Origin of the sequence: Microbulbifer agarilyticus, assembly GCF_019800665.1 — a bacterium.
Taxonomy (GTDB): domain Bacteria; phylum Pseudomonadota; class Gammaproteobacteria; order Pseudomonadales; family Cellvibrionaceae; genus Microbulbifer; species Microbulbifer agarilyticus_C.
On sequence record NZ_JAHVKO010000005.1, the window covers coordinates 25632 to 40112 of the forward strand.

At 56.9% G+C, this 14481-nt stretch carries 13 protein-coding genes and 1 riboswitch; of the genes, 2 read left to right on the top strand and 11 right to left on the bottom strand.

Annotation, left to right across the window (positions count from 1 at the left end):
• Nucleotides 1-41: 41 nt before the first annotated feature.
• Nucleotides 42-869, top strand: coding sequence for a type IV pili methyl-accepting chemotaxis transducer N-terminal domain-containing protein (locus KUV22_RS12825; protein WP_222231745.1), 828 nt, complete (start codon nucleotides 42-44; stop codon nucleotides 867-869).
• A 13-nt stretch (nucleotides 870-882) separates the two neighbouring features.
• Here the strand turns inward: KUV22_RS12825 and KUV22_RS12830 are convergent, their stop codons facing one another.
• The 7 genes from KUV22_RS12830 to thiC form a co-directional block, all read right to left on the bottom strand.
• A complete protein-coding gene (locus KUV22_RS12830) occupies nucleotides 883-1200 on the bottom strand; it encodes a c-type cytochrome (RefSeq protein ID WP_315857554.1) in 318 nt (105 codons plus the stop codon).
• A 202-nt stretch (nucleotides 1201-1402) separates the two neighbouring features.
• On the bottom strand, nucleotides 1403-2167 hold the full coding sequence (locus KUV22_RS12835; protein WP_222231747.1) for a HesA/MoeB/ThiF family protein: 765 nt from the start codon (nucleotides 2165-2167) through the stop codon (nucleotides 1403-1405).
• Between the two features lie 23 nt (nucleotides 2168-2190).
• Nucleotides 2191-3762: a thiamine phosphate synthase gene (thiE, locus tag KUV22_RS12840; RefSeq protein ID WP_222231749.1), complete on the bottom strand. Its 1572-nt coding sequence runs from the start codon at nucleotides 3760-3762 to the stop codon at nucleotides 2191-2193.
• Nucleotides 3759-4568 (bottom strand): thiazole synthase, encoded by an 810-nt coding sequence (locus KUV22_RS12845; RefSeq protein WP_222231751.1) that lies wholly within the window; start codon nucleotides 4566-4568, stop codon nucleotides 3759-3761. The genes thiE and KUV22_RS12845 overlap by 4 nt, the downstream gene beginning before the upstream one ends.
• A gap of 2 nt (nucleotides 4569-4570) precedes the next feature.
• Nucleotides 4571-4771 carry a sulfur carrier protein ThiS gene (gene thiS / locus KUV22_RS12850; RefSeq protein WP_222231753.1) on the bottom strand — a complete coding sequence of 67 codons (201 nt, stop codon included), beginning with the start codon at nucleotides 4769-4771 and terminating at the stop codon, nucleotides 4571-4573.
• Nucleotides 4771-5850, bottom strand: a complete 1080-nt coding sequence (gene thiO / locus KUV22_RS12855) for a glycine oxidase ThiO (RefSeq protein WP_222231755.1) — start codon at nucleotides 5848-5850, stop codon at nucleotides 4771-4773. The genes thiS and thiO overlap by 1 nt, the downstream gene beginning before the upstream one ends.
• Before the next feature lie 29 nt (nucleotides 5851-5879).
• Nucleotides 5880-7817 (bottom strand): phosphomethylpyrimidine synthase ThiC, encoded by a 1938-nt coding sequence (thiC, locus tag KUV22_RS12860; protein WP_261319535.1) that lies wholly within the window; start codon nucleotides 7815-7817, stop codon nucleotides 5880-5882.
• A gap of 125 nt (nucleotides 7818-7942) precedes the next feature.
• A riboswitch (TPP riboswitch) is annotated at nucleotides 7943-8042 on the bottom strand.
• A gap of 134 nt (nucleotides 8043-8176) precedes the next feature.
• Here thiC and KUV22_RS12865 point away from each other — a divergent pair.
• The gene (locus KUV22_RS12865; RefSeq protein WP_261319536.1) at nucleotides 8177-8479 is read left to right on the top strand and encodes a hypothetical protein; all 303 of its coding nucleotides are present in this window, start codon (nucleotides 8177-8179) and stop codon (nucleotides 8477-8479) included.
• A 161-nt stretch (nucleotides 8480-8640) separates the two neighbouring features.
• Here KUV22_RS12865 and KUV22_RS12870 read toward each other — a convergent pair whose 3' ends face one another.
• The 4 genes from KUV22_RS12870 to KUV22_RS12885 form a co-directional block, all read right to left on the bottom strand.
• Nucleotides 8641-9597 carry an acetyl-CoA carboxylase carboxyltransferase subunit alpha gene (locus tag KUV22_RS12870; RefSeq protein WP_222231759.1) on the bottom strand — a complete coding sequence of 319 codons (957 nt, stop codon included), beginning with the start codon at nucleotides 9595-9597 and terminating at the stop codon, nucleotides 8641-8643.
• Between the two features lie 263 nt (nucleotides 9598-9860).
• Complete coding sequence (gene dnaE, locus KUV22_RS12875; RefSeq protein ID WP_222231761.1) at nucleotides 9861-13379, bottom strand: DNA polymerase III subunit alpha; 3519 nt, start codon at nucleotides 13377-13379, stop codon at nucleotides 9861-9863.
• Nucleotides 13380-13704: 325 nt separating this feature from the next.
• On the bottom strand, nucleotides 13705-13947 hold the full coding sequence (locus tag KUV22_RS12880; protein WP_010131584.1) for a DUF1289 domain-containing protein: 243 nt from the start codon (nucleotides 13945-13947) through the stop codon (nucleotides 13705-13707).
• Nucleotides 13948-13950: 3 nt separating this feature from the next.
• Complete coding sequence (locus KUV22_RS12885; protein WP_222231764.1) at nucleotides 13951-14472, bottom strand: gamma carbonic anhydrase family protein; 522 nt, start codon at nucleotides 14470-14472, stop codon at nucleotides 13951-13953.
• Nucleotides 14473-14481: the final 9 nt, after the last annotated feature.

A 14481-nucleotide genomic window follows, 5' to 3' on the forward strand; every position in this document is an offset into this window, starting at 1 on the left:
GCTTTTTCTCCCAATCAAACCTCCGATTCAGGAAAGTGACTATGAAATTCGCTTTATCCCTGATCCTGCTCGTTATTTTCAGCGGTGCCGAACTCGCGGCAAGTGCAGATCCCGAGTACGCGACGTCAACGCCAGGATTCAATATGGGCGATGCCATCAACATCGCCGGCAGACAGCGCATGCTGTCGCAGCGCATTACCCAAACCTATATCCTGCAGGGTATTCAGCCTTCCGTAGAAAAACACCGCCAGGTATTCGAGCGTTCGATGTCGGAGTTTGAGCGCAACCTGAACCAGCTGGCAAACTTTAAACCGGCAGCGCCGATAATCAGTACGCTGCGGCTGGTACAGGAGGAATGGAAAGGCTTCGCGGAAATTGCGCGCGAACCAGTGAGCAAGTTCAACGCGGCAGAGCTGTTTCGACGCAGTAATACGCTGCTGCCCGCCGCACACACCTATGTGATGCGCCTGCAGGCACTGGCCAACCACAGCAGCGCCGAACTGGTGAATGTTTCCGGTCGCCAGCGCATGCTGTCCCAGCGTATCGCAAAGAATTATGTTGCCCAGTACTGGGGCGTGGCAGGCAGCGAAGGCACCCGCTTACTGTACGAGGACCTCGCGGAATTTGAGCAGATGCTGACCTTCTTGCTCGACAGCCCACTCAACACCACTGAAATTACCCGCAACCTGCTGAAGACCCAGGGGCACCTGAGTTATGCCAGCCGCGGGTTCGATGGCGAGATGCAGATGTCAGAGTCACGCCAGATTCATGTGATTACTGGCACCACCGACATTATGCTGCGCAATATGAATGTAGTTACGGGCCAATACGCAGAACTGCTCAACGCAGTAGAGGTAGCAGCCCGCTAACCGGGACTGGGGGCTACTTGGGGCTTGCCATATATTCAATCAGCGCCACGTAGTCCTCATCGGTACAGCTAAAGCACAAGCCCGCCGGAGGCATGGCTTTGAAGCCATCCCGCGCATGGGCAACCAGTGTCTCCATACCTTTCGCCATACGCGGTTTCCAGGCCTCAACATCGCCAGTCCGGGGCGCGCCTACCAAGCCTCTCTCGTGGCAGCTGCCACAGGTCTGCTGATACATTTCCAGATGCTTTTGGGAAACCTGGCCCGGTTTCGCTTTGGCAGCTGGCTGGCTTGCCGTCTCGGTGCTTCCCGACGCGGCCATTTCCTCAGCCACAATTTGCTGACCTGCAGTCTGAGTTTCGGCCGCCGGCGATTCGGCGCTGGGTGTAGACGTTTTTTCACTACAGCCCAATGCAAAAACACTGAGAGCGAAGACTGCTACAACGCGAGGAAGTGAATGGGCAAGAGAACGGGGCAGAGGATGATTCGACAAGAGGAGCTCCCTATCATTATTAGGTATTCCTCTTTTTTACTGGTTATCCGCACACGGGGCAAGTACTGTTTTGTGACAGCGCGAGCGAGCGCCATTCGAGGCTGGCGGCCTCGAACAGTTGCAATTGATTCAAGCTGGTTAGCGGCAACCCTACAATAGACTTGATTGCCTCCAATGCCTGAGCACTCCCCATCATACCCAGTGCGGGCCCGATCACCCCGACCGATGCGCAGTTTTCGGCCTCAGGCAAATCGTTTGCCTCGCTGGGCGGTGGAAACAGACAGGCATAACAGGGCGAATCTGAATCGCTAAAATCAAAGCTAACCAGCTGCCCGGAAAAGCCCCGCACCGAGGCCATCACTACCGCCACCCTCTGCGCCCGGCACACGCGATTGATGGTGTGGCGAATATTCAGGTTGTCGGTACAATCCAACACCACGTCAAAGTCCTGTTCGGACAACAACGAAGACAGCCACTCTTCATCCGCCATACGGCTGTGGGCGTGCACGCGGATCTCGGGATTCGCCGCAGTCAATTGCTGCGCAGCAACTACAGCCTTGCCCTTATCGCGGTGGTTGGTCTTGTACAGAACCTGACGCTGGAGGTTTGAGATATCCACCTGGTCGCCATCTACCAGATGTAATTCGCCGATACCAGCCGCAGCAAGATACAGGGATGCGGGGCTACCCAGACCACCCAGCCCAATAATAAGCACACGTGCCGAACCCAGCTTCTCCTGACCGGCCTCACCGATCTGCGGCAACATGATCTGCCGGCTGTAGCGCTGTAGTTGTTTACGACTTAACACGGGCTCGACTCCAGTCAACCGGACTATTCAATAACGGCGCGCAGCTGTGCGACTGCGGCTTGATAATCGGGCGCTTGGGTAATCGCAGTAACCACAGCAATACTGCCGACCCCGCTCGCCGCAACAACTGGCGCGCGCTCGACACTGATCCCACCAATCGCCACCAGTGGATAATCTGGCAGAAGCGCCGCCATACGTGCAAGCTTTTTCGGCCCCTGCAGCTGACCGCTCATATCTTTGGTGTTGGTGGCATAGATGGCGCCCGTCGCCAGATAACTGGGACGGTACTGCCAGGCATACAGCATTTCAAAAAAGCCGTGCGTGCTGATACCCAGTTTCAACCCCGCACGCTGGATCGCCTGCAGATCGGCAGCCTGCAAGTCTTCCTGCCCCAGGTGCACACCATAGGCACCGCACTCGATGGCCAGCTGCCAGTAATCATTGATAAACAGACGCAGATCAAATTCCCGGCCAATGGCTACCGCGCGCTCTATCTGCTCGCGCAGGTCGTCGCCAGGATTCTTGATCCGCAACTGCAGCGTACGGACGCCCTCGCGGGCCAGTTTTTCAATCCACTGCACCGTTTCTACCACCGGATACAGCCCCAGGCGGGTGGAATCTGGCTGTGCAAATTCGGCCGCGTAGTTCTGTGCTGCGGCAGCATCAAAGGTTGCGTAAAGTTTGGCTCGCTCACTACCTGCGACGAGAACTTCCGGAAAATCCTGCAGCTCACTCGGCCAGCCGCAATGCCCTACCGGCCCCGGTCCTTCACCAACTTGTGCGCTATTACCCAGGCGTAACCCACGGCGCACATAGGCATTGGCTACCACGCAGGCGTCCTTGAGCGGATATCCCTGCGCAAGTAGCGCAGCAACGGCCGAAGAATAAGTGCAGCCGGTACCGTGGGTATCGCGGGTATCGATTTTCCTGCCGATCAACCAGTCGCTAGTGGTGCCGGTTTCACCGGGAACACATAGCAGGTCTGCGGTGGTTCCCGGCTCAATAGCAAAATGCCCCCCGGTTACAGCGAGTGCAATTTCATTGGCCTCAGCGAGTTTTTTTGCGGCGATTAGGATGTCACCAGCACTGCCTATCTCGGTCAATGCCAACCACTCCAGTTCCACACGGTTTGGAGTGAGCACATCACACAGGGGTAACAGTTCGCTCACCACCGCTGCACCAGTGCTGTCTTCGGTCATCGATGCACAATTGCTGGCAACTGCAACCGGATCGTACACCACAGGTACTTGGCAATCCTTAGCCCTCAACCCGCGCAGAAAGTCCGCCACAATGCGGACCTGCGCAGTATTGGCTAACAAACCGATTTTAATGGTTGACGGTGGCAGATCACCGAGCAGCGCATCCAGTTGCGATTGCAGAGCCAATTCGGACACAGGATTGATCGCGGCTACGGTCAGCGTATTCTGTGCGGTATTTGCGGTAATGGCACTGCAGCCGAGGACGCCGAGATCGTGGAACGTCAGCAGGTCGGCCTGAATACCGGCGCCGCCACCGGAGTCACTGCCGGCAATCGTCCACACTATGGGACGCGTTTGCATTGGCAATGACATTGGTATTGGCACAGCCTCGCTCATGCGTTTTCTCCCGCAGTCACGGTTTGCTGCCAGAACGGCATGTCCAGAGTTGGGGTGCTGGGGCTGGCGGTCTGGCGCTTGAGCATCAGTCCCGCGTTGCGCGCGGCGCGCCCGGATTCAATGGCCAGCTTGAACGCCTGCGCCATCAGTACCGGGTTTTGGGCTTTGGCGATGGCGGTATTTAGCAGCACCGCATCAAAGCCCATTTCCATCGCTTCACCGGCCTGCGACGGTGCGCCAATGCCCGCATCGATAATCAGAGGCGTATCCGGCAAGCGCTCGCGCAGGGTCTGCAGATTGTATTTGTTCATCAAGCCGCGGCCGGTGCCAATGGGGGAACCCCAGGGCATCAGTACTTCACAGCCAACATCCAATAGTTTGCGACACACAACCAGATCGTCGGTGCAATATGGGAGCACTTTAAAGCCGCGCTTGACTAGCTCGCGCGCCGCTTCGATCAAACCATAAGGATCTGGCTGCAGGTTGTAGTCATCGCCGATGACCTCCAGCTTGAGCCAGTCAGTAGCGAAAATTTCGCGGCTCATTTCTGCGAGGGCAATTACTTCTTTCGGAGTCTTGCAGCCGGCGGTATTCGGCAACAGCTGGCAGCCGGACTCCTGAATGTAATCCCAGATCATCTTGCCCTGCTGCTGCTCCGGATTCTGGCGGCGCAGGGACAAGGTAATAATTTGTGAGCCTGATGCGCTCACCGATTCGCGCATGACAGCAGGCGACGGATACAGTGCGGTGCCTACCAGCAGGCGACTATCGAACTCTTTACCGTACAGTTTGAGTTTGTCCGTCATGCTTAACCTCCCACCACTGGCGCAACGATATCCAGCTGGTCACCAGCGCTCAGGGTTGTTGCGTCATAGATGGCGCGGGGAACGAAGTCACCATTGACCGCCACTGCAAAGGTTTCACCGGTGTAACCAAGCTGCTGCAACAGCGCGGCAACCGAAGAGCCGTCATTCAAATTTACATTCTCGCCATTGACCAGTAATTGCATCAGGTCACCTGTTCCGTTTCTTGGGTTAATTTGGACAACGCGTCTTCGACCTGCAGCGCCAGCGCCGGCGCCAGCAGATAGCCGTGGCGAAAGAGGCCATTCACGCGTATCAGCCCGGACTCACTTTCCACAAATGGAAGGTTGTCCATGGTGGCCGGCCGACAGTTCACACGGGTTTCGATGACCCGCGCTTCGGCAAACGCCGGGTGGATCGAGTACAGCGCACTGGAAAGCTCCATACTGGAACGCAGCGAAATCGGGCTCATATCCTCGCTCTCGATCTCGGTCGCACCGATCACCGTTTGATTGTTGGCACGAGGTACTACATAAAGCTGGTAGCGCGGGTGCAGCAACCGCACTGGGCGCTGCAGCTTTACCTCCGGGGTTTCCACCACCATCACTTCACCGCGCACGCCGCGTAAGCCCTGGATAGCACCATTGGCACCGAGGCCTCGGGCGTCTATCACCAGGTCAAACGCTTCGCTACCACGTGCCATATGCACTTCATTCGGCGCGCATTCGACGGCAGTATGGTCGTGTAGCCTTACCCCGTTTTGCATCACCGCCTGTAGCAATGCCGGAAGCAGCTTGCGGTTATCCACATCCGCTTCCGAGGCTAAAAACAGGCCCTGCTCGAAGCGATCCAGCTCCGGTTCCAGCGCACTCAGGCCACGGCTATCGAGCCAACGCAACTGGTCACCGCCTGCGCCACCCAATTTGGAAGTCAGCTCCTGCTGAAACTGCAGCAGTTCACTGCGGTCCTGCGGGTGGGCGACCAGCACACTACCTGATTGACGGTAATCAACACTCACCCCCACTTCCTGCTCCAGCTGTGCCACCCAATGCGGCCAGTGTTGCAGGCTGTGCATACCAAGCTCGTAGATGGGGAGCGGGCAGTGAAACAGCTCGGAGAGCGGGGAGATCATGCCGGCCGCGGTGTGACACGCGCCCGAGGGTTTATCCAAGCTACCGGCGTCAAACAAGCTGACTCGATAACCCTCTGTGGATAACCGCCAGGCCAGCAGACGCCCCATCAATCCGGCGCCTGCAATCGCGATATTTAATTCAGCGTGTGCCACAACTTCCTTCCGAACCGGCAACTGGGGCATTACCCCTTATGGTAAATCTCGGCGCCCATATCCTTGAACTTGATGGACATCTCTTCCATGCCCTGTTCTGCTTCCTGCTTGGCAGCCTCTAGCTTTTTGGAATAGTCGCGCACGTCCTGAGTAATTTTCATGGAGCAGAACTTCGGTCCGCACATGGAACAGAAGTGGGCAATCTTGCCGGATTCCTTGGGCAGGGTTTCATCGTGGTAAGCACGCGCACGCTCCGGGTCCAGGCCCAGGTTGAACTGGTCTTCCCAGCGGAATTCAAAGCGGGCTTTGGACAACGCATCGTCACGCTTGTACGCGCGCGGGTGGCCCTTGGCCAGATCCGCCGCGTGCGCCGCAATCTTGTAGGCCATCAAGCCTTCTTTTACGTCTTCTTTGTTGGGCAGACCCAGGTGCTCTTTCGGTGTTACGTAGCACAGCATTGCGCAGCCCATGCTGCCAATCATCGCCGCACCGATACCGGAAGTAATGTGGTCGTAGCCCGGCGCAATATCGGTGGTCAAAGGGCCGAGGGTATAGAAAGGCGCACCGTGGCAGTGCTCCAGCTGCTCGTCCATGTTTTCCTTGATCTTGTGCATGGGCACGTGGCCCGGGCCTTCGATCATGGTCTGTACATCGTGCTTCCAGGCAATTTCGGTCAGCTCGCCCAGAGTGCGCAGTTCGCCGAACTGGGCTTCGTCGTTAGCATCGGCAATACAGCCCGGACGCAGGCCATCACCCAGGGAGAAGCTCACGTCGTACGCTTTGAGGATTTCACAGATATCTTCGAAGTGGGTGTAGAGGAAGTTCTCTTTGTGGTGCGCAAGACACCACTTCGCCATGATGGAACCGCCGCGAGAAACAATACCGGTAACGCGCTTGGCCGTCAGCGGTACATAGCGCAGCAGTACGCCAGCGTGGATGGTGAAGTAATCCACACCCTGCTCCGCCTGCTCGATCAGGGTATCGCGGAACACTTCCCAGTTGAGGTCTTCGGCAATGCCGTCGACTTTTTCCAGCGCCTGGTAAATCGGTACGGTGCCGATGGGTACCGGGCTGTTACGCAGGATCCACTCACGGGTTTCGTGAATGTTCTGACCGGTAGACAGATCCATCACGGTGTCACCACCCCACTTGATGGACCACACCAGCTTCTCCACTTCTTCTTCAATTGAAGAAGTAATCGCGGAGTTACCAATGTTGGAATTCACCTTCGCCAGGAAGTTACGACCGATAATCATCGGTTCCAGCTCGGTGTGGTTGATGTTGGCCGGGATAATCGCGCGACCTTCAGCCACTTCACGGCGTACAAATTCTGGGGTGATCTGCGGCGGGATATAGATACCGTCGCGCGCTTTCTGGTAATCCGCGTCGGTCAGCTGTTCAGCCAGCTCGGCACGACCCATGTTTTCGCGGATCGCAATAAATTCCATTTCCGGGGTGATAATGCCCTGACGCGCATAGTGCATCTGGGTAACGTTCTTACCGGCTTTTGCCTTACGCGGCGCTGGCAGGTTATCAAAACGGATATGGTCGAGCCCCTGATCCGCCATACGCTTCTGGCTGTAGGCCGCCTGACGGGTATCCAGCACCTCGGTATCACCACGATTCTCAACCCACGCCTGACGCAGTTTGGGCAGACCTTCGCGGACATTCGGCTTGTAGTTCGGATCAGAATAAGGACCCGCAGTGTCATACACCTGCAGCGGCTCATTCGGTTCAAAAATGGGGTTCTCTTCGTCACCACCCACCAGACTCTTGCCCAGGCAGATTTCGCGCACACCCACTTTTACGCCTTCGTTTTCCCCTTCCAGGTAAACCTTGCGTGAGTTGGGAAACTGCTGTGCGGTGAGGTTATCCAGAAACTGTTTCGCGCTTTCCTGCTGCTGTGCACGACTGCTTTTGCTCGCACTGTTCTGGGTTTTATTTTTCGGTTCCGCGACCTGAGACATGCTGACCCCTTACGTCATTTCCTGACGCTTGTTTCCATTTAATGGTATCCGTGAATGGAATATCGGGGTGCAGATAGGAAGAGAGAGAATCGAACGTGGACAATGGTTCCAGCGCACGAAAAGTAGCGAATTCAGATCTTGTTCCCTACGCAGGGGTTACCCTGATCAGGTTCAACGGATCTCGCAACAGCGATCTCAGCCCAAAAGGCACTCCGACAAGTTGGCGCTGAGTATAGGGGATGAGGCCCGATTTGAACAGAAAGCGGAGCAGAGTTTGGCGACTCGTGACAGTAAGGGAGTCGCAACGCGCGCTAACCTGGCAGCCACCGACGACTTTTCCGCCACCTTATACTGGCCACATGAAGCCCGACACCAGCACCGCAATGCGCAACATCATCTCAGAAGTACGCGCCACCCTGCCCTTCACCATGCCGGCCGCCGAACTCTGTGCTGGCCCCTGTCAGGGGTGCGCGAAGAAGCTGTTGGAATATCTGGATCAGGAAATTGATGAGTGGGAACACCGGCTTGATGCGGACGAAAAGCCGACGCTTGGAGAAGTGACGAAGTTTGGCAAAGCCTGTAGCCGGATTCACAAAGCGATCGCCGCAAACGGCTTGATTGCGTCAGATCGAGAACCGGGAAAAAACACAGATGCTAAATGAGAAGGCGAAGTGTCGGGCAGGGCTTTTCAGGATCGTCGCAAACAGGATGTTTGCGCCGAAGCGCCCAGGGATGGGTTTACAGCGGTCCTGAAAAGCCCTGCCCGGCAGTTTGCCACCACAGAATCAAATCAGAACCACCTAGGCCTCAGGGAGGCCAAGCATTAGCTAACGACGTTGCCGTAGCTCATCAGACGCTGGTAACGCTTCTCCAGCAACTCATCCAGAGGAACCGCGGTCAGCTTATCCAGCTGCTCAGACAGACGATCACGCAGACGCGCTGCCATCAGGTCCGGATCGCGGTGCGCACCGCCGAGAGGCTCAGGCAGGGTTTCATCCACAATGCCCAGCTCCTCCAGCACACTGGAAGTTACCCCCATGGCCTCGGCCGCCAGCGGCGCCTTCTCCACAGTCTTCCAAATAATGTTCGCGCAACCTTCCGGGGAAATTACGAAGTACGTAGAGTACTGCAGCATGTTCAACTGGTCGCCCACACCGATCGCCAGTGCACCACCGGAAGAGCCTTCACCAATCACCGTACAGATAATCGGCGTACGCAGACGAGACATTACCGCCAGGTTCTTCGCGATCGCCTCCGAAATACCGCGCTCCTCACTATCGATACCCGGGTAGGCCCCCGGAGTGTCGATCAGCGTTAGCACCGGCATCTTAAAGCGCTCCGCCATCTCCATAACGCGCTGCGCCTTGCGGTAACCTTCCGGCTTCGGCATACCAAAGTTACGCTTCACCTTCTCGTTTACCGAGCGGCCCTTCTCCTCACCAATCACCGCCACCGGACGACCTTCCAAACGGCCGATACCAGCGATGATCGCCTTGTCATCACCAAAGTGGCGGTCGCCGTGGAGTTCATCCCAATCGGTGAACATACGCTCAATGTAATCCTTCGCATAAGGACGCTGAGGATGACGGGCTACCTGGACGATCTGCCAGGGAGAGAGGTCGGAATACAGGGATTCGGTGAGCTTCTCGCTCTTTTCCCGCAGACGGGTGATCTCTTCAGCAATATTCAGGTCATTGTCGTCCCCGACGTGCTGAAGCTCCTTGATCTTGCTTTCCAGTTCCGCAATCGGCTGTTCAAACTCGAGAAAACTGAAGTTCATGTAATTCGCGCCTTGATAATTCTGTGGGCCTGCCAAATGTTGGAAAATGCGACCAAAATACCCCGAACGGTCGCAAACAGGCCTCGTCTACTGAAAATGGCCGCTAGCTTACCGGGCCAGGACCAACCAGTCGAGTGCACAGCGCACTAACCGGCATCACCTGTGTCCAATTTGCCTATGTTGCTGGCGAGTGTGCTGGAGCGCAGGCAAAGAGAAACAGACGACAGCGAATTCTCCCCCGCCAGCAGGGCCGCAGACCCAATTTACTGCCGCTGATTGTAGTTGAGCTGTACCCGCTCCCGCCCAATTACCTCACGCAGCGACTGAATCAACTGATCGTTGGGTTCCACCTTCCATTCGTCCGCCAGACGGAAAGTACCCTTCGCATCACTGCGCTCCACCTCGACCATCACCGGGCAGCTGCCACCCACGTAGGGTCGCAGGCAGGCACTCAGGCGCTGGCCCATTTTCGGCATCGCCTGGGCGCTGTCGATTTTCAGGGTCACGCCGATCACGCTGCCACTGCGCAGGTCATCCAGAGTGGACACGTTGTTCACGCTCATCTTCAAGCCACCACTGTAATCGTCGTGGGAGATAGAGCCTTCCAGCACCAGCAGCGAATCCTTCACCAGCTTCTCGCGGTGCTCGCCAAAAGCCTCGCTGAACACCGCCGCCTCGATGCGCGCACTGCGGTCATCCAGGGAAACAATGGCCATGGAATCGCCGCGCTTGGTTTTCATCACACGCATGCCCACCACCAGGCCGGCCACCTTCTGGTTTTCCCGGCCGGGCTTCAGATCGGCGATACGCGCATTCACCAGGTGCTTCAATTCTTCTTCGTATTCGTCGATGGGGTGACCGGTGAGATACAGGCCGAGGGTGTTTTTCTCCCCCTCCAAACGCTCGCGAATACTCCACGGACGTGCACCGCGGAAATCTTCGTACACATCGCCGTCGGACGCGGAACGCACCACCTCCCCGAACAGGTCCATCATGCCGGCGCTGTCGTTCTTGCTCTGCTGTTCCGCAGACTTCACCGCCTCATCCAGCGCGTTGAACAGCACCGCGCGGGAGTAGTCGAGGCCGTCGGCACTGTTGGTATCCGGGCCGATACTGTCCAGCGCACCGGAGCGCACCAGCGCTTCCAAAGCGCGCTTGTTGACCTTGCGCGGATCGATACGCGAACAGAAGTCGAACAGATCGGTAAACGGACCGCCACTTTCACGCTCGGCGATGATGTTATCGATCGGGCCTTCACCCAGGCCTTTGATTGCACCCAGGCCATAGATGATGCGGTTATCCACATCCACCGAGAACTGGTAGCTGCCCAGGTTCACATCCGGCGGCACCAGGTCCAGGCCCATGGCCCGGCACTCTTCAATAAAGATTACGACCTTATCGGTCTTGTCCATGTCCGAAGACATGGTGGCCGCCATAAACTGCGCCGGGTAATGGGCTTTCAGCCACGCGGTTTGGTAGGAAACCAGAGCGTAGGCAGCGGAGTGCGATTTGTTAAAACCATAACCGGCGAACTTTTCCACCAGGTCAAAGATCTTAATCGCCAGTTCCGGGTCTACACCCTGCTCCTTGGCACCCTCTTCGAAGGTGGCCCGCTGCTTGGCCATTTCCTCGGGCTTTTTCTTACCCATGGCCCGGCGCAGCATGTCTGCACCACCCAGGGTATAACCCGCGAGCTCCTGGGCGATCTGCATTACCTGTTCCTGGTAAACAATAACGCCGTAGGTCGGTTCGAGAATTGGCTTCAGCTTTTCGTGCTGATACTTGGCATCCGGATAGGCCACCTGCGCGCGGCCGTGCTTCCGGTTGATGAAGTCGTCCACCATGCCCGACTGCAGCGGGCCCGGGCGGAACAGGGCCACCAGGGCGATCATGTCCTCAAGGTTGTCCGGCTGCAGACGCTTGATCAGGTCCTTCATACCGCGGGATTCCAGCTGGAACACCGCGGTAGTTTCGGCACGCTTGATCAGTTTGAACGTCTCGTTATCGTCCAGCGGCAACGCCTCGATCACCAGCGGCTCTTTGCCCTCACGCGCGCGCTGCTCGTCCACCATCGCCTTGGCCCAGTCGATGATGGTCAGGGTCCGCAGACCCAGGAAGTCGAACTTCACCAGACCCGCATCTTCCACGTCGTTCTTGTCGAACTGGGTAACCAGGCCGGCACCGGTCTCGTCACAGTACAGTGGGGCAAAATCGGTGAGCTTGGTCGGGGCAATTACTACACCACCGGCGTGCTTACCCACGTTACGCGCAACACCTTCGAGCTGCAGCGCCATCTCCCAGATTTCCTGGCCTTCCTCGTCGTTCTCGAGGAATTCACGCAGCACTTCTTCCTGCTCAAAGGCTTTCTGCAGGGTCATGCCCACATCGGCGGGGATCATCTTGGACAGCTTATCGGCCAGGCCGTAAGACTTGCCCTGCACCCGCGCCACGTCCCGCACCACCGCCTTCGCGGCCATGGTACCGAAGGTAATAATCTGGCTTACCGCGTTACGGCCGTAGTTTTCCGCAACGTAGTTAATCACCCGGTCGCGCTTCTCCATACAGAAGTCAACGTCGAAGTCGGGCATGGAAACCCGTTCCGGGTTCAGGAATCGCTCGAACAGCAGGTCGTACTGCAGCGGATCGAGATCGGTAATTTTTTGCGAGTAGGCAATCAGTGAGCCCGCACCGGAACCCCGCCCCGGGCCTACCGGAATATCGTGATCCTTCGCCCACTGGATGAAGTCCATTACGATCAGGAAGTAACCCGGGAACCCCATCTGGATAACGATATCCAGCTCAAAGCGCAGGCGGTCTTCGTATTCTTTCTTCCGCGCTTCGTAGTCCGGCGCGGACTTATCGAGGATATGTTCAAGGCGCTCGTACAGGCCGTCGAACGAAATCTTCTCGAAGAACTGGTTTTCGGTCATGCCCTCCGGAATCGGGAACTGGGGCAGGAAGTATTTGCCGAGCTGAATGGGCGAGGAACAGCGGCGGGCAATCTCTACCGTGTTTTCCAGCGCCTCAGGAATATCCTTAAACAGCTCGTGCATCTCTTCCGGTGTACGCAGGTACTGCTCGGCAGAATAGCGACGTTCACGGCGCGGATCGTCCAGCGCACGACCTTCACGGATACATACACGCACCTCGTGGGCTTCAAATTCGCTGTCTTCGATAAAGCGTACGTCGTTGGTAGCCACTACCGGCAGGTTCATCTTGCCGGCCAGCTCCACCGCCGCATGCAGGTACTCTTCATCACCCGCGCGCCCGGTGCGCTGCAACTCCAGGTAATAGCGACCCGGGAAAATACTGGACCACTCCTGAGCCAACGCCTCGGCCTGCGAGGTACGCCCGGCAACCAGCGCGCGACCCACATCACCATACTTGGCACCAGACAGCATCAAAACGCCTTCCGACGCTTCCTTGATCCACTCCCGCTCCACAAATGCGTGGCCGTGGTATTGCCCTTCCATCCACGCGCGCGAAATTAGCTCGGTGATATTGCGATAGCCATCGGCATTCATCGCATACAGCGACACCAGCGTCGGCTGCTCTTCGCCACCTTCTTTCAACCAGAAATCCGCACCGGTAACCGGCTTGATACCGGCACCCATACAGGCTTTATAAAACTTAACCTGTGCGTAGAAGTTGGTCTGATCGGTGATCGCCACCGCCGGCATTTCCAGCTCCGCAACGCGGCCGATCAGCGGCTTGATACGCACCAGGCCATCAATCAGGGAGTATTCGGAGTGGACTCTTAAATGTACGAAGGGTTGGGTCATATTTTTCTATTTAATTTGGTTCCGGGGCTCTTACAGCGCTCTGTTCCGGCAATACATCAAGGGGAAACAGCCCCTCTATGTACAAAATATTTTGATCAATAACGTCTTCTCAAGCCCACATCATTTCATGGACTTGGTAGGCAAATTCTATAGCGAAGTAAAGTGGTCGCTGCGCAGGTGGAGCAGTGGGTACGAGTTTTCAGGAGCGTCGCAAACAGGAAGTTTGCGCCGCAACGCCCAGGGATGGGTTCACAGTGGTCCTGAAAACTCGTACCCACTGATCCGCCGCCTCAAACGGACAGACAAAACGAAACCAGGTCGAGGTTCAGTCAGTCCACCAAACCCGCTTCATCTCAACGGCCCGCTCCTGGCACTTACTCAGCACCTCACGCTTCTGGGCGTTGTTCATCTTCCCCCACTGGCTGATCTCCGTACCGGAACGAAAACACCCCTCACAGATGTCCTCACTGTTCAACGCACACACGGAAACGCACGGAGACTTTACTGGAAACTCAAACATCGGCTCGGGCTCTTTATCCTTCACGCGGCTCCAGTCACTTTCAGCCATGACTCAGACCTCAACCAGCTCTTCCGCAAAGCGCTGGCCGTTCGCCACATACACATCACTACTCAACTTCAGCAACTCAAACGTCGACTCGTCCAACGTTTTTACCACCTTGGCGGGGCTACCCAGCACCAGCGAAAAATCTGGAATCTCCATATTTTCCTTCACCAGCGCATTCGCCCCGATGATGCAACAGCGCCCAATCTTGGCCCCATTCAACACCACCGCGTTCATCCCCACCAGGGAATATTCACCAATCTCGCAACCGTGCAAGGTCACATTGTGCCCAACGGTCACACCAGTACCGATGGTCAGCGGCTTGCCCGGATCGTTATGCAACACCGAGCCGTCCTGAACATTGGCCCGCTCACCGATGGTGATCAGTTCGTTATCGCCACGGATGACCGCGTTAAACCACACCGAACTGTGCGGCATCATCAGCACATTGCCGATTACCCGCGCGCCGGGCGCGACATAATGGCCCTCGCCCTCCAGCTGTGGCTGTTTATCGCCCAATCTGTACAGCATGCGACCTCC